At 33.7% G+C, this 16,617-nt stretch carries 11 protein-coding genes; 10 read left to right on the top strand and 1 reads right to left on the bottom strand.

The features are described from left to right. Positions 1-4: 4 nt before the first annotated feature. The 5 genes from KWG70_RS01135 (at position 5) to KWG70_RS01115 (ending at position 11,052) form a co-directional block, all read left to right on the top strand. Positions 5-3,727 (top strand): metallophosphoesterase, encoded by a 3,723-nt coding sequence (locus KWG70_RS01135; RefSeq protein WP_230934149.1) that lies wholly within the window; start codon positions 5-7, stop codon positions 3,725-3,727. Between the two features lie 89 nt (positions 3,728-3,816). Next, complete coding sequence (locus KWG70_RS01130; protein ID WP_230934148.1) at positions 3,817-6,159, top strand: TolC family protein; 2,343 nt, start codon at positions 3,817-3,819, stop codon at positions 6,157-6,159. A gap of 5 nt (positions 6,160-6,164) precedes the next feature. Next, positions 6,165-7,244, top strand: a complete 1,080-nt coding sequence (locus KWG70_RS01125) for an efflux RND transporter periplasmic adaptor subunit (protein ID WP_230934147.1) — start codon at positions 6,165-6,167, stop codon at positions 7,242-7,244. Positions 7,245-7,262: 18 nt separating this feature from the next. Beyond that, positions 7,263-10,382 (top strand): efflux RND transporter permease subunit, encoded by a 3,120-nt coding sequence (locus tag KWG70_RS01120; protein ID WP_230934146.1) that lies wholly within the window; start codon positions 7,263-7,265, stop codon positions 10,380-10,382. After that, positions 10,375-11,052: an ion channel gene (locus KWG70_RS01115; protein ID WP_230934145.1), complete on the top strand. Its 678-nt coding sequence runs from the start codon at positions 10,375-10,377 to the stop codon at positions 11,050-11,052. Before KWG70_RS01120 ends, KWG70_RS01115 begins: the two co-directional genes overlap by 8 nt. Here the strand turns inward: KWG70_RS01115 and KWG70_RS01110 are convergent. Next, entirely contained in the window at positions 11,049-11,858 is an 810-nt protein-coding gene (locus KWG70_RS01110) for a hypothetical protein (protein ID WP_230934144.1), read from the bottom strand. The two genes, KWG70_RS01115 and KWG70_RS01110, sit on opposite strands and share 4 nt — an antisense overlap. A gap of 125 nt (positions 11,859-11,983) precedes the next feature. Here KWG70_RS01110 and KWG70_RS01105 point away from each other — a divergent pair, with 125 nt between their 5' ends. The 5 genes from KWG70_RS01105 (at position 11,984) to KWG70_RS01085 (ending at position 16,613) form a co-directional block, all read left to right on the top strand. After that, on the top strand, positions 11,984-12,670 hold the full coding sequence (locus KWG70_RS01105; protein ID WP_230934143.1) for a glycerophosphodiester phosphodiesterase: 687 nt from the start codon (positions 11,984-11,986) through the stop codon (positions 12,668-12,670). After that, positions 12,667-13,878, top strand: coding sequence for a BaiN/RdsA family NAD(P)/FAD-dependent oxidoreductase (locus KWG70_RS01100; protein ID WP_230934142.1), 1,212 nt, complete (start codon positions 12,667-12,669; stop codon positions 13,876-13,878). Before KWG70_RS01105 ends, KWG70_RS01100 begins: the two co-directional genes overlap by 4 nt. Next, positions 13,875-14,420 (top strand): DUF1697 domain-containing protein, encoded by a 546-nt coding sequence (locus KWG70_RS01095; RefSeq protein ID WP_230934141.1) that lies wholly within the window; start codon positions 13,875-13,877, stop codon positions 14,418-14,420. The genes KWG70_RS01100 and KWG70_RS01095 overlap by 4 nt, the downstream gene beginning before the upstream one ends. 87 nt (positions 14,421-14,507) lie before the next feature. Then, complete coding sequence (locus KWG70_RS01090; RefSeq protein ID WP_230934140.1) at positions 14,508-15,593, top strand: diphosphomevalonate/mevalonate 3,5-bisphosphate decarboxylase family protein; 1,086 nt, start codon at positions 14,508-14,510, stop codon at positions 15,591-15,593. 90 nt (positions 15,594-15,683) lie between these two features. Then, a complete protein-coding gene (locus KWG70_RS01085) occupies positions 15,684-16,613 on the top strand; it encodes a mevalonate kinase family protein (protein WP_230934139.1) in 930 nt (309 codons plus the stop codon). The last annotated feature ends 4 nt before the right edge of the window (positions 16,614-16,617 follow it).

The following is a 16,617-nucleotide window of genomic DNA, read 5'->3' as shown; positions in this document are numbered from 1 at the left end:
CCAAATGAAAACCTTCAATAAATTAGCTCCATTAATTTTAATAAGTATTCTTTTAAATGCCTGCGCTAATTTTAAAGCGCAGTATAATATCGAGGGATCTAATGTCTCGCATACTAGTGATGATATTAAGGCGCATTTTGATACTTATCCAGAAAACAAAGAAATAGCGCATACATTTTACTTAATTGGAGATGCAGGGAATTCTCCGGTAGGCGAACTTTCAGATGGCTTGATCGCTTTTGAAAAAGAACTAAAAAACGCTTCTAAAAATAGTACAGCTCTATTTTTAGGTGATAATATCTATCCAAAGGGATTACCAGAAAAAGGCGATGAGTCAAGGGCTTTTGCCGAGTATCAACTCAAAGCACAAACAGATGTTGTTAAGGATTTTAAAGGAGAAACTATTTTTATTCCTGGTAATCATGATTGGTATAGTAATGGTGTTGAAGGTTTAAAACGACAAGAGAAGTATATTGAAGATCAACTAGGGAAGAATACATTTTTACCTGAAAATGGTTGCCCTTTAGAAAAGGTCACTATATCTGAAGACATTGTAATGATTTTAGTCGATTCGGAATGGTATTTAACCAATTGGGACGATCACCCAACCATTAATGATGATTGTGAAATTAAAACAAGGAATAAATTTTTTGATGAATTTGAAAGTCTGATAAAAAAGGCCAGAGGAAAAACGACAATTATCGCCTTACATCATCCCATATTTACTAATGGCTCTCATGGTGGTCAATTTTCATTTGGGAGTCATATGAAGCCCATTCCAATTTTAGGAACCCTAAAAAATGTGATTCGGAAAACTGGAGGTGTCACTATAGTCGATATACAGAATAAGCATTATAATGAGTTTAGAAAACGCATCATAACTCTATCTCAGGAAAATGATAAAACCATTTTTGTTTCAGGTCATGAGCATAGTTTACAATATTTAGTTCAAGATAATTTACCTCAAATTGTTAGTGGATCAGGATCGAAAGTTTCGGCAACACGAAATGTTCAAGGCGGTCAGTTTTCATATGGAACTCAAGGTTATGCAGTTCTTGATGTGTTTAAAGATGGATCGTCTTTTGTAAGCTTTGTCAAGGCGTCTACTAACGAAACCGTTTTTCAAAAAGAAATACATGCGGCTACAAAAGAAATAGCAAGTGTAAACTATAACGATAATATAGCCAAACAGACAACAGCTTCAATTTACACCGAAGAAGAAACGACGAAAGGAGGTTTCTATAAAACACTTTGGGGAGAACGTTATAGAGAAGAATTTAGTCAAAAAATATCTGCGCCAACAGTAAGTCTTGATACACTATTTGGAGGGTTAAGACCAACGCGTAAAGGCGGAGGACACCAATCAAAATCTGTTCGATTAGAAGATAAGCAAGGACGAGAATATGTGATGAGAGCCCTTCGCAAAAATGCATTACAATATTTACAAGCTGTGGCTTTTAAAGATCAATATATCGAAGGGCAATTTGATGATACGTATACCGAAGGTTTGCTTTTAGATGTGTTTACTGGGTCTCATCCATATGCACCTTTTACTATTGCAACGTTATCTAAGGCTGTAGGTGTCTATCATACGAATCCTGTTTTATATTACATTCCTAAACAAGAAGCTCTAGGCATGTATAATGATGAGTTTGGAGATGAGCTATATATGATAGAAGAACGTGCATCGGATGGACATGGCGATAAAGCGAGTTTTGGGTTTTCAGATGAATTGATAAGTACAGATGATTTACTAAAAGAACTTCATGAAGACGAAGATCATATTCTAGACGAACCAGCATATATTAGAGCACGTTTATTTGATATGCTTATTGGTGATTGGGACAGACATGAAGATCAATGGCGTTGGGCTAAGTTTAAAGAAAATGGAAAAACGATTTATAGACCAGTACCTCGAGATCGTGATCAGGCGTTTTCTATCATGGCCGATGGTGCTTTACTTAGTTTTGCAACAACGGTTGTACCTGCATTACGCTTAATGAAAAGTTATGATGAAGAGTTAAAGAGCCCTAAGTGGTTTAATCTAGAACCGTATCCATTGGATATGGCCTTAATAAATGAATCAAATCGTGACGTTTGGAATGCACAAGTACAACAGATCGTTACCAATCTTACAGACGCGGTTATTGATGAAGCCTTTACGTATTTCCCTTCTGAAGTCAATCAAGAAACGGTTCAAGATATCAAGCGAAAATTGCAGGGAAGACGATCAAATCTTCAGAAGATATCCGATGAATACTATAATCATATCAACATGTTTGGTTTGATTAAGGGAACTGATAAAGACGATTGGTTTGATATCGTACGTCTGCCAAATGGAGACACAAAAGTGACTGCTTATCGCATTAAAAAAGGCGAGAAATCTGATGTATTTCATGAACGAACTTATACCTGCAAAGACACCAAAGAGATTTGGATTTATGGTTTAGATGATGATGACGTGTTTAAGGTATCAGGAGAAGGCAACAAGCTAATAAAGATACGATTAATTGGTGGGCAAAATAAAGATGTTTATGACATTCAAAGTGGTAAAAAAGTAAAAATCTACGATTATAAATCAAAAGAAAGTGAGTTTTTAACCAACAAAGGAAAAGTCAAATTAACCGATGACTATGAGACCAATGTCTACGATTATAAAAAGCTAAAAAATAGTAGTAATCAGTTTATTCCAACCTTAGGAGCCAATCCTGATGACGGATTTAAATTAGGGTTCTCCAATACCTTAACTAATTACGGCTTTGAACGTAATCCTTTTACATCACAACACATCTTTTCGGCAGCTTACTATTTTGCTACACAAGGTTTTGATTTGGGATATAATGGCGAGTTTGCTAATGTGGTTGGACATATGAATCTAGGAATTCAAGCACATTTTACAAGCCCTAATTATGCCGTTAATTTTTTTGGATTTGGTAACGAGTCGCTAAACCCTGAAGCCGATGATGATGATGGTTTAGATGTAGATCTCGATTATAATCGTGTAAAGATTAGAACATTTAAAGTGTCACCTTCATTAATTTGGAGAGGACAATTAGGTGCTAGTTTTAAAGTTGGTGTGAGTTACGAATCTAATGAAGTAGAACGAACCGAAGGTCGTTTTATCGCTTTATTACCTGCTAATAATCCCGTGTTTGACAAGCAAGATTTTTATGGCATTGAAGCAAAGTACCACTATGCCAATACAGATAATGCAGCTTTTCCAACATTAGGTATGATGATAGCATTAGAAACAGGATATAAAAATAATGTGAGTACATCCAGTGGTTTTGGATATATCATTCCAGAACTTAGCTTCGATTATAAATTAGTACCAAGCGGACAATTAGTTTTGGCGACTAAACTTAAAGGGCAGATCAATCTGGGAGATGATTTCGAATTTTATCAAGGAGCGAATTTAGGAGCGAATGAAGGGTTGCGTGGCTATAGAAATGAACGTTTTATTGGTAACAGTGCTTTTGTTCAAAGTACCGATTTAAGGCTCAATTTAAATAAAATCAAAACAGGATTATTACCATTAAATATTGGCTTTTATGGTGGTGTAGATTATGGTCGTGTTTGGCTAGATGATGAAGATTCCGATCGATGGAATAATTCATTTGGAGGTGGTATTTTTGCTAATGCTGCAGATATGATCACTGCAAATATTTCAGCATTTAATAGTGATGATGGTTTACGTTTCGCTTTTAAACTAGGTTTTGGGTTTTAAAATTATTCTCCCGAAGCTTTGTTGGTAATTTCGCTACAACTCTATTAGATGTGGTTTTTTTTGTACATTTAAATACTAACCCACAACAAATGAGAAAGCACTTTATCTTCTTTTATTTTCTTTTAGTATCAGTTTGTTCGTTTGCACAAAAACCCAATTATAACATAGGTATTCTTCTTGACAATAGAACCGAAGAAATGGAGCCCTTGCTTCAAAAAATTCAAAATCAGATTATTGCTGTAGTAGGAGAAGACGCTAATATTATATTTTCTGAAAAAAATATTCTTGTCAATAACTACAACTTAGAAAACGCGAGACTACATTATAATACGCTTGTTTCTAATGATACAGACATTATTCTTGCCTTTGGTGTCGTTAATAATGAGATAGTGAGTAAGCAATCTGTTTATGAAAAACCTACCATTTTATTTGGTGCTGTTAATAGAGATTTTAGTTCAATCGATTTTAGTAAGACTACTTCTGGAATTGATAACTTCACCTATTTAATAGAATCTGAATCTTACAATGAAGATTTTATCAAGTTTAAAACCCTTACCAATTATAAAACATTAGGAATCTTGGTTGAAGACCATATGGTAAACCTTTTACCTTTAAAAGACACCTTTGATAAAGAGTTTGAAGCTTTGGATGCCAGCTACAAACTAATTCCTTTTAAAACAGTTTCAGATATCACGTCGAACTTGGACGATATTGATGCTGTATACTTAGCTAGTGGGTTTTTCTTAAAAGACGATGAGGTGAAATTATTGGCTCAAGCTTTTATTGATAAAAAGCTACCATCATTTACATCTAATGGTATAAAACAGGTTGAACAAGGTTTGATGGTAACTAATCAATCTCAAGATAATTTAAACCAATTTATTCGTCGTATTTCACTTTCAGTAGAAGGCTATATTAATGGAACTCCGTTGTCTGAAATGCCAGTATTTATTGATTTTAGTGAACGTTTAACTATAAATTTTAATACGACTGAATTGGTTGGAATTCCAATCAAGTATAGTTTAATCAACGATACAGATTTTGTGGGTAAGTTTGAAAACGTAATTTCTGAGAAGCAATACAATTTAATAGATGTCATCAATACAGTACTAGATCAAAATTTATCATTGCAGTCCATTCAAAAAGATGTTGAATTAAGTGGACAGGATCTTAAGACAGCTAAAAGTAACTATTTGCCAAGTTTAACTGCCGCAGCTAATGGCACTTATACAGACCCAAACCTTGCAGAGATTAGTAATGGGCAAAGTCCAGAATTTCAAACGGCAGGAAATATTACCTTACAACAAACCGTGTTTTCTGAAGCAGCTAATGCCAATATTTCTATTCAAAAGAGTGTATTGCAAGCACAACAGGAAAATTTCAATGCCGAGCAATTAAACTCAGTTTTTGATGCTTCTAATGCGTATTTCAACGCCTTAATACTTAAAGCAAACTTACAGATTCAAATGGGTAATTTAGAATTGACACGGAGAAATTTGCAAATTGCCGAACAAAACTACGAAGCTGGCGAATCTGGAAAATCAGATTTATTACGTTTTCGTAGCCAAATGGCACAAAATACACAAGCTATGGTTGAGGCAATTAATCAATTAGAGCAGAGCTTTGTGACTTTGAATCAATTGCTTAATAATCCTGTAAATACTGAAATAAGTATTGAAGATGTCAATTTAGATCAAGGCTTTTTACAACAGTATAATTACGATAGTTTTATTGATTTATTAGATAATCCGAAGTTAAGAGAACCCTTTATTGAATTCTTAATTCAAGAATCAAAAAACAATGCTCCCGAATTAAAAGCCTTAGATTATAACTTAGATGCCACCGAACGGAATATAAAGTTAAATAGTTATGGTCGTTTTTTGCCAACAATTGCCTTACAAGGACAATATAATAGAGTTTTTGATAGAAATGGTATAGGTAGTAAGGCACCACCAGGAACGTCTTTTTTAGATGATAATTACAATATCGCTTTAAATGTATCTATTCCTATATTAAATAGCAATCAAACTAATATAAATAGGCAAACAGCTATTATTCAAAAAGATCAATTAAATATTAATAAAGAGAATACAGAATTAGCTTTATCCGCAAATATTAGAAATTCGGTGTTAAATATTATCAATCAAATATCTAATATTGAATTGTCTAAAGTTTCTGAAGAAACTGCCAAAGAAGCACTTGATTTAACTCAAACATCCTATTCAAACGGTGCTGTAAATATTGTACAATTAATAGATGCCCAAAACAACTATTTAAGCGCAAGAGTCGCAAGTGTAAGTGCAGTATATAACTATCTAATCAATGCTTTGCAAATGGAGCGCTTTCTGGGGTATTATTTTCTGCTGAATGATCAAGCCAAAAACAACGAATTTAATCAGCGCTTTTTAGAGTATTTAAACACAAGAAATTAGAATTTATGATGAAAAATAAAACTAGTATTTACCTCCTTTTATTAATGGCGTTTTTTTCCTGTTCTGAAGAAAAAAAAGCTGTGGAAAAATTTGTTCGCCCTGTTAAATATCAAACGGTAACGTATTTAGGAGGAGAGAAAATAAGATCATTTAGCGGAACCGCTCAAACAGATAAGATTATTAATTTGAGTTTCCGGAATAATGGAATCATTACGCAATTTGATGTTAAATTGGGTCAAAAAGTAAAAAAAGGACAACTATTGGCTAAGCTGGATAATGTGCAATCTCGATTGTCATATGAGCAAGCTATAACAGATTTAAATAGCGCAGCATCACAAATGAATACCGCTAAACTAAGTTTAAATCGAGTACGGTCTTTATACGAAAAAGGAAGTTCTTCATTAAGTGATTTTGAAGCGGCGAAGAATGCTTATAAAACAGCACAACAGAGTCATGAATCAGCTAAACGTGGTGTAGCTATTCAGCAAGAGCAAATACGTTTTGGATATATCAATGCTCCAGAAAATGGTGTTATAGCTGCAGTGATGTCTGAAATTGATGAGAATGTTAGCGCTGGTCAAGCTGTTGCTACGCTTAATGCAGGAAAGGATATGGAAATTACTTTAGGGATTCCAGAAAGTGTCATTAATGGTGTAAAACACGATATGCTTGTGAATGTAAGTTTCACTTCTTTGTCTGATAAAAAGTTTAAAGGAAAGGTGACTGAGGTTGCTCCGTCTGTAGATTCAAATACATCAACATATCCAGTACGTGTTACAATAACTAATCCTAGCGATGAAATAAAAAGTGGTATGGCCGCCAATGTTACTTTTGATTTTGGAGATAGTAAAACAAAAAGCACTGTCTTAGTTGTTCCTGCTAATGCGGTTGGAGAAGATAGTAATGGTCGATTCGTATTTCTCGTTGAAGAAGGTGAAACAACTAAAGTAAAGAAACAACCAATTACGATTGGTAACTTAACAGGAGATGGTTTTGAAATAGTATCTGGATTGACAGAAGGACAGAAAATAGCAACTGCGGGTTTACAAACATTATTAGACGGACAAGAAGTAAGACTACAGTAATTCTAAACAACCAACCAAATGAATTTATCACAATTTTCTATAGATAAAAACAGAATTACTTTTATGGTATTGGCTACTATCATACTTATGGGTTTAACCATGTATTCTGGTTTGTCAAGAGATAGCATGCCTCCTTATACAGTAAGAGTTGCTACTGTAGTATCTCAGTTTCCAGGTGCTGGTCCAGAACGTGTAGAGCAATTGGTTACAGATAAAATAGAAAAAGTAGCTCAAGAACTTCCAGAATTAAAAGAAGTAAAAAGTACTTCGAGATCAGGTTTGTCTGTTGTTACAGTGACTTTAAAAGATGAAGTTTCACCAAAAAAAATGCAGGCGGTTTGGGATAGATTACGACGTAAATTAAATGATTTACAAGGTTTACCTCAAGGTGTTAGCCCTTCTTTAAAAGATGATGGTGTAGGTGATGTTTATGGGATTGTAATTGGGTTAACTTCTGATGGATACTCCTATGCCGAGATGAAAGAATATGCGGATGATATCAAAGACGCTCTTATTAAAATACCGGACGCTGCAAAGGTTGAAATGGGAGGTGAGCAAGATGAACGCATTTTTGTTGAATTTGATAATACACGATTAAAAGAGTATGGATTGTCTGCTTCAAAATTGCAACAATCTATTGCTTCAACTAATATCTTAAATTCTGGAGGGCAGATTAATTTAGGAGACGAACGTATTATTTTAGAACCAACAGGAAACTTTAATTCTGTAGAAGATATTAGGAATATGCTTATATCTGTTGGTAATAATAACGGGACACAGTTAGTGAAACTAGGTGATATTACTTCTGTAGAGCAAGGGTATATCGATCCACCAACGCAAAAAGTCCGTATCAATGGAAAAGATGCCATTTCATTACATGTGAACTTAAAAGAAAATGCTAATGTTATTGCACTTGGAGAAGAAGTCAATAAGGTTGTACATGCATGGCAGCAAAAATTACCGGTAGGATTAGAGATTACAAGAGTCTCCTCATTAGATACATATATTGATGTGAAAGTTAGTGACTTTATAGTCAACCTCATGCAATCTATTGCTATTGTTTTATTGGTGATGCTCGTCTTTTTAGGTATTAGAACAGGTTTTGTTATTGCGAGTTTAATCCCCATTGTAACGATTATGACTTTGATGATTATGGGAGTTATTGATATGGGATTAAATCAAGTAACATTAGCGGCTTTAATTATGGCTCTTGGGATGTTGGTTGATAATGCTATTGTAGTAGCCGAAACCATCATGGTTAAGATGGAACAAGGTATTGATAAAAAACGTGCAGCTGTTGAAGCCTTTTCAGAATTATGGATGCCTTTACTAATTTCAACCTTAACGACTTCTGCAGCATTTTTAGCTTTTTATCTGTCTCCAACGACTATGGGAGATATTGTAGGGCCAATTTTTGTCGTGATTACCATCGCATTAATGTCGTCTTGGATGATAGCATTAACAGTTGTTACTTTATTTTGTTATCTCTTTTTAAAAGTTAAACCAAAAGGAGAAAGCAAACCTAGTTTTATAGATAGAATTATAAATAAGCTCAAAGAATATTACAAAGACCTTATCTTAATTGCATTAACCAATAAATGGAAAGTGATAATTGGGATATTTCTTATCTTTTTTGCATCCTTGTATGGGTTTACAAAAATACCTTTCATCTTCTTTCCCGATAGTGATCGAAATATGATTACTGTAGACATAAATTTACCTGAAGGAAATAAAATTGAGCGTACAACTGAAGTCGTCAAGCGAATTGAACAGTTTATGGGAGATTCGTTGCAAGTCAATACGGATAGAACTAAAGGTATTTTGGATTGGTCTTCCTATATTGGTGAAGGACCAGAGTCATATGATTTAGGATATTCTCCAGATGAAGCAAATTCAAATTATGCGCATATATTGGTAAATACATCGTCGTTTAATGAAAATAATGATGTGATAACCAAACTTGATAATTTTACGTTTAACAATTTTCCTAATGCAGATATTAAAGTTGGAGCATTAGGGTCAGGAGGCAGTGGAACACCTATTGAAATTAAAGTTTCTGGTAAAAACCCTGATGAGTTGTCTCGAATCGCTGAAGTCGTTAAGTTAAAATTGTCAGCTATTACTGGAACCAAAAATGTAAAAGATGATTGGGGACCAAAGAGTAAAAAATTCTTGATTGAAATTGATCAAAATAGGGCTCAAACTGCTGGAATAACGAGTGAAGATATTGCTACATCGCTCAGAACTGTGTTGGATGGCTTTCAAACGGGTGAGTATCGTGAAGATGATAAGTCTATACCAATAATAATGCGAAGCGATGTGAGTCAACAACAATCACTAGCATCGTTAGAGACTTTAAACATATATTCACAAAATTCTGGTAAAAGTGTGCCTCTATTGCAGGTGGCTTCTATTGTTCCACAATGGCAATATTCAAAAATTAAACGCTTTGATTTGCGTCGAACTATAAACGTGACAAGTGAGTTAAGAGCAAGTGGAAATGCCTCTGAAATCACTAAAGCCATAACACCATGGTTAATAGAACAACAACAAAATTGGCCGCAAGATTACCAATACGAATTTGGTGGAGATGCTAAGCAAACAGCAGAAAGTATGGGCTCTGTAATTGGATACTTGCCTGTTTCAGCATTTATAATTGTTTTGCTTTTAATTATTCAGTTTAACTCCTTTAGAAAAATGACAATGGTCGTACTAACGATACCTCTAGGTATTATTGGTGTTGTTATTGGCTTATTAGTATTTGGTGAAGCATTCGGTTTTATGCCATTTTTAGGTGTGATCTCTTTAGCTGGAATCGTTATTAATAACGCGATTGTACTTATAGATCGTATGGAAGTAGAACAACGTGATTTAGGAAGAACTGAACAAGATGCTATAATTGCTGCTTGTTTACAACGATTTCGACCAATTCTTCTCGCTACGTTTACAACAGTATTAGGTTTAATTCCACTATATATTTCTGGAGGAGAGATGTGGGAAGGCATGGCCATTGGAATTATGGTAGGATTATTATTTGGTACTGTAATTACATTACTATTTATTCCTTCGCTATATAGTGCATTGTTTAGAATAAATTATAAAAATTATGAGTTCAATAATAAATTATTAGATGATTAAAGATTTATATAAACATAGATTCGAAATTTTCTTTGCGACGCAACTGTTTATATTGTTTGGATCGCTGTTATTCCCTAGTGAGTTTTTTGAAAATGTGTTAACACCAATCTTGTTTTTGGTCAATACTATAGCAGGTATTTTTTTAGTATCAAAAAAAAGAAAACTCATGTGGTTTTTAATTATTCTCTTTGGGATATCTCTTGTGGTATTTGGCAGTAGTATGATGAATAGACAAACTGAGTTTCAAGAGAATTTCCTTATAAGATTAAGCGTTTACTTTATTTTTTATATTATCGTTGCTCACCAAATCATACTTCAAATATGGAAAGCTAAACGCGTTAATAACCTTGTAGTTATTGGGCTCATGTGTGGTTATATTTCTCTTGGTTTTATTGCATTTTTTCTTTTTACAACTATAGAAATTGTAGAGCCAAACTCTTTTAAAGGTATTGTAATTGACTCCACTAATGCATCTATGGGGCTAGACTCTATAATGTACTATTCCTATATTACGTTAATGACTATAGGTTATGGCGATATAGTTCCTGTGTCACCTCTCGCACAAAAAGCGTCGTTAATTACTGGACTTATGGGACAGTTTTATTTAGTGATAGTAACAGCAATTGTTGTTGGGAAATATATTCAGCATAATGCAAAGTCTGACGATTAATCAAAACTAAAACTATAAATATTTCCGCCTTCATTTTTTGTTTTTTCATCTGTAATTAAAACAGTGTTTGGTCCAATTAAGGTGATGCCCTCCTTTTGAGAATCGTGCTCAAATTTAATTGTTTCGATGGTTCCATTAAAAAAATCATCAGAGGTGTAATTGGTTAATTTCCATAGCTTGTCATGTGTGAGTAATACCACTGTTTTTCCATCGTCGCTAATATCGGCCGAAGTTACTTTCTTGTATTTTCCTTCAAATTTATATTCTGAAATAAACTCAGCCACATGATCGCCTATGGTATTTGGAACCTTAAATAATTTACATTTCTTATGATCTTTACTGAATACATAGAACGCATTATTATATAAAAAGAAAGATTCGAAATCTTTAGACTTTATCTTCTTAGGAAGTGTAAAACTAATCACATGAGCATTTGTAGAGGTGTCTATATTTTTAGGGTCTGTGACTTTATATATAGCAAAGTTTTTACGCTTTTTTGAGTTGTTTCCAAAATCGCCTATATAAATATTTCCATCACCATCTGAGGTAAGATCTTCCCAATCAATATTCTGAATATTGTCAATATCAATGTCTTTGATAATAGCACCTTCACGGTTCAATGCATATAAATTATTCTTATTTCCAGCATCTTCAATAACCCATAATAACTCAGGATTTTTAGTAACTTCAATCGCTGAGGTCTCTTTTAAACTAGAGGGTAGATCTGCAATTACGGTTAGTTTTCCAGTATCACATGACGCTGTGAGGACTATTAAAAGAACAACTAAATTGAAATGTGAGCGCATAAAAACCTGTTTTCAAAATAAAGTTAAAGCCTTTTTCTTGAGAATCACAAAACTAAGTGTATAAAGATTTGATAAAATTAGTTTTGTTGATAGTTCTACAGTTGAATTTAATACTTTTATACTCTATGAAAAAACCACTTAAAATTGGACATAGAGGTGCTAAAGGCCATATCGCTGAAAATACTCTAGAATCTATAGAAAAGGCAATGGAACTCCATGTAGATGGTATTGAAGTTGATGTTCATAAATGTGCTTCTGGTCAACTTGTTGTATTTCATGATTTTACTCTAGATAGAATGACCAATGGGATGGGAGAAGTGTCTAAACATACCTTAAGTGAGTTGAAAAAATTAATGGTTGATGGCCAATATGCTATTCCAACGTTGGAAGAGGTCTTAAATACCATTGATAGGAAATGTATACTCAATATAGAACTCAAAGGAAAGGATACAGCCCTAGAAACATGCAATGTAGTCACTCATTTTATGAATACTAAAGGATGGACAACCGAAGATTTTATCATTTCAAGTTTTCAGCACCATGAACTTGAGACGGTGTTTAAAATCAATGCTAATTTGCGTTTAGCGGTTCTAACCAAAGCTAGTGTTACAGATGCTTTAGAATTTGCTAATACTATAAATGCCTATGCTATTCATCCAAATGTAGCTTTGGTAACACGTGAAAATGTGAAACGAGCTCAAAAGGAAGGTTATAAAGTCATTACATGGACAGTCAATGATATTGAAACCATTCAGCGAATGAAAACATATGGTTTAGATGCTATAATTTCTGATAATCCAGATCGCCTATGAAATCATATGATGTCATAATAGTTGGAGGAGGTGCTGCAGGTTTTTTTGCAGCTATTAATATTGCCGAACTCAATCCAAATCTAAGTATTGCCATTCTCGAGCGTGGAAAAACAGGACTTCAAAAAGTAAAAATATCTGGAGGAGGACGCTGTAATGTAACGCATGCTGAGTTTGTGCCATCAGAGTTAGTAGGTAATTATCCAAGAGGAGAAAAAGAGCTCTTAGGACCGTTTCACCAATTTATGACAGGTGATACTATTGAGTGGTTTGATAAAAGAGGTGTGACCTTAAAAATTGAAGATGATGGACGTATGTTTCCTGTAACCAATTCGTCTCAAACGATAATCGATTGTTTTTTAAACGAAGTAAAAAAACACAAGGTTGATGTTTTGTATAATCATGCACTGAAGTCTTTAAAACAGTCAAATGAACAATGGCTATTAGAGACAACTCAAGGTGATTTTTCAGCTAATAAAATAATGGTGGCTACTGGTAGTAATCCTAAAATATGGAAGGTGTTAGAACAGTTAGGACATACCATAGCCCAACCTGTTCCATCCTTATTTACATTTGATATTAAAGATGAACGCATTAAAGGTATTCCTGGTGTTGTTGCCTTAGATGTTGAAGTAAAAGTAAAAGGTTCAAATTTATGGAGTGAAGGACCATTACTAATCACACATGTTGGCATGAGTGCTCCAGCTATTTTAAAGCTCTCTGCTTTTGGAGCCATAGAATTGGCTAAACGTGATTATAAATTTCAAATTGAAGTGAACTTTATTAAACAATCATTAGACGATTGCTTAGATCATTTAAAGACTCTAAAACAAGATTTAGCTAGGAAAACAGTGCTTAAATTGGCACAATTTGAATTACCAAAGCGTTTATGGCAAAAATTAGTATTGGCTTCAAATATAACTCATGACACACGTTGGGCAGATCTTAATAAATTCCAAACTGAACAATTGGCGTTACAACTCACAAAAGCTGTATTTACAGTAGATGGTAAAAGCACTTTCAAAGAAGAGTTTGTAACGGCTGGCGGGATACATTTAAAAGAAGTTAACTTTAAATCCTTTGAAAGTAAATTGTATGAAAATCTGTATTTTGCAGGTGAGATTTTAAATGTAGATGCTGTTACTGGAGGGTTCAACTTTCAGAATGCCTGGACAGGAGCCTACATTGCAGCAAAAGCCATATCAAAATGATGAGTATATACGTTGTGCTTTTAAGAGGAATTAATGTTGGAGGTCATAAAAAAGTGCCTATGGTCAAATTACGTGAATTACTGTCTACACAAGGATTTGAAGACGTGAAGACTTATATTCAAAGCGGAAACATCATATTGAAATCTTCAGAAAAAGATCATGAAAAAGTAGAACAGATCGTTCAACAAGCGATTTTAGATCATTTCGGATTTGAAGTCCCAGTTATGGCGAGAACTAGAAGCGAATTAGAGCAGGTTTTTGATGCCTGCCCATTTTCCGAAGTAAAAAAGGAGAATAGTTATTTCACTATACTCAGTAGGATCCCTAAAAAAGAATTAGTTGACGAGGTGATGCAAATCACTTACGACAATGAAGAATTTCAAATTATTAAGGATTGTCTATATTTTTATTCATCTGTAGGTTATGGCAAATCAAAATTCAATATGAATATGTTTGAAAAGAAGCTAAATGTAAGAGCAACATCTAGAAATTATAGAACCATGGTAAAGTTATTGGCAATGTCTTTAGAAAATGAAAAATAACAAGAGATATTCACTATTTTTGCTAAAAATTAATTGACTATTGTTGTTATGCTGTCATTTACAGTATGTCTCAGAATTAAATAGTACATGACTGAACATCATTTTATTTCAAGACCTTATGTAAAAACTATCGACAATGGCAGTTTTACTTGGTCATCTCCTAGTAACATTGCTTTAGTGAAATATTGGGGAAAAAAAGAACATCAAATTCCAGAAAATCCTTCAGTAAGTTTTACATTAGATCACTGTAAAACAATAACTACTCTTAGTTTTTCAAAAAAAGAAACCGCTAGTGAATTTTCATTCGAGGTCTATCTGGATGATGAAAAAAAAGACGATTTCAAACCAAAAATTGAAACGTTTTTTAAGCGTATCGAACACTATGTTCCGTTTTTAAAAACGTATCACTTTAAGATTGAAACAGCTAACACATTTCCACATAGTTCTGGTATTGCGTCTTCCGCTTCAGGAATGAGTGCCTTGGCCTTGTGTTTAATGAGTATTGAAAGAGCGCTTTTAGGAGATATTTCAGAAGCTATGTTTAACCAAAAAGCATCTTTTTTAGCACGTTTAGGCTCTGGAAGTGCGTGCCGAAGTATTGAAGGTGACTTAATCGTTTGGGGAACACATCAAGAAATAGAAGGAAGTTCTGACCTTTTTGGAGTTAAATATCCGTATGAGGTGCATCAAAAATTTAAAAATTACCAAGACACTATTTTATTGGTTGATAAAGGAGAAAAGCAGGTGAGTAGTACTGTTGGTCATAACTTGATGCATAATCATCCATTTGCTCATCGTCGTTTTGAACAAGCTCATGAACATATGTCTCAACTCATTTCTATTTTTAAAAATGGAGATGTTGATACGTTTATCAAGATTGTAGAAAGTGAGGCGTTAACCTTGCACGCCATGATGATGACGAGTATGCCTTATTTTATTTTGATGAAACCTAATACCTTAGAAATCATCAATAAAATTTGGACCTACAGAAATAGAACGAACTCAAAAGTATGTTTTACTTTAGACGCCGGAGCTAATGTGCATGTGTTGTATCCCGAAAATGAAAAAGAAACTGTGCTGGACTTTATTAAAAATGAATTAGTTGGATATTGTCAAAACGGACATTATATTAGCGACCAAATAGGATTTGGAGCCCAATTAATTAACGCTTAACTGTTAATAATTTATAAATGTCTTAACTATTGATTATAAACGACATACTGGAATAATACGTATATTTGCTAAAGCTAATTGCTAAAATACATGAAAGGACCTCTTTTTTATTCAAAAATTCTACTCTTTGGAGAGTATGGAATTATCAAAGATTCTAAAGGTTTATCTATCCCTTATAATTTTTACAACGGCGCATTAAAGACAGATGAAAATCCGTCGCAAGATGCTGTAAAATCTAATGAAAGTTTAAAGCAATTTGTATCTTACCTCAAAGATATTGATGATGAATTGGTAAGGTTTGATATTGAAGTTTTAAGTCGTGATGTAGATGCTGGGATGTATTTTGATTCATCAATACCTCAAGGTTATGGTGTTGGGAGTAGTGGCGCTTTAGTTGCTGCGATTTATGATAAATATGCACATGATAAGATTACAGTTTTAGAAAATCTAACTCGAGAAAAGTTGTTGAAACTTAAAGTTATTTTTTCTGAAATGGAATCATTTTTTCATGGGAAATCATCAGGTTTAGACCCTTTAAATAGTTATTTAAGTATTCCAATCTTAATCAATTCTAAAGATAATATTGAGGCGACTGGAATTCCTGCGCAACAAGCAAACGGAAAAGGTGCTGTGTTTTTATTAGATTCTGGAATTATTGGAGAAACTGCTCCTATGGTTCGCATTTTTATGGAAAACATGAAGCAAGAAGGCTTTAGAAGTATGCTTAAGGATCAATTCATTAAACATACAGATGCTTGTGTAGATGATTTCCTAAAAGGAGATATTAAATCGCTGTTTAAAAACACAAAGCAATTATCTAAAGTGGTATTCAACCATTTTAAACCAATGATTCCAAAGCAGTTTCATGAGCTGTGGAAAAAAGGAATCGAAACTAATGAGTATTACTTAAAGCTCTGCGGTTCTGGCGGAGGAGGTTATATCTTAGGTTTTACCGAAGATATCGATCGTGCCAAACATTCACTTAAAGATTATAAATTAGAAGTCGTATACAACTTCTAAAAGG

This window comes from Psychroserpens luteolus, from assembly GCF_021032705.1.
Taxonomy (GTDB): Bacteria; Bacteroidota; Bacteroidia; order Flavobacteriales; family Flavobacteriaceae; genus Psychroserpens; species Psychroserpens luteolus.
This window is presented reverse-complemented; position numbering and strand designations above follow the sequence as displayed.

Coding starts and splice junctions, on each gene's coding strand:
- KWG70_RS01120 (WP_230934146.1), top strand. CDS start 7,263: ATGAATTTATCACAATTTTCTATAGATAAAAACAGAATTACTTTTATG.
- KWG70_RS01095 (WP_230934141.1), top strand. CDS start 13,875: ATGATGAGTATATACGTTGTGCTTTTAAGAGGAATTAATGTTGGAGGT.
- KWG70_RS01115 (WP_230934145.1), top strand. CDS start 10,375: ATGATTAAAGATTTATATAAACATAGATTCGAAATTTTCTTTGCGACG.
- KWG70_RS01100 (WP_230934142.1), top strand. CDS start 12,667: ATGAAATCATATGATGTCATAATAGTTGGAGGAGGTGCTGCAGGTTTT.
- KWG70_RS01125 (WP_230934147.1), top strand. CDS start 6,165: ATGATGAAAAATAAAACTAGTATTTACCTCCTTTTATTAATGGCGTTT.
- KWG70_RS01130 (WP_230934148.1), top strand. CDS start 3,817: ATGAGAAAGCACTTTATCTTCTTTTATTTTCTTTTAGTATCAGTTTGT.
- KWG70_RS01105 (WP_230934143.1), top strand. CDS start 11,984: ATGAAAAAACCACTTAAAATTGGACATAGAGGTGCTAAAGGCCATATC.
- KWG70_RS01135 (WP_230934149.1), top strand. CDS start 5: ATGAAAACCTTCAATAAATTAGCTCCATTAATTTTAATAAGTATTCTT.
- KWG70_RS01085 (WP_230934139.1), top strand. CDS start 15,684: ATGAAAGGACCTCTTTTTTATTCAAAAATTCTACTCTTTGGAGAGTAT.
- KWG70_RS01110 (WP_230934144.1), bottom strand. CDS start 11,858: ATGCGCTCACATTTCAATTTAGTTGTTCTTTTAATAGTCCTCACAGCG.
- KWG70_RS01090 (WP_230934140.1), top strand. CDS start 14,508: ATGACTGAACATCATTTTATTTCAAGACCTTATGTAAAAACTATCGAC.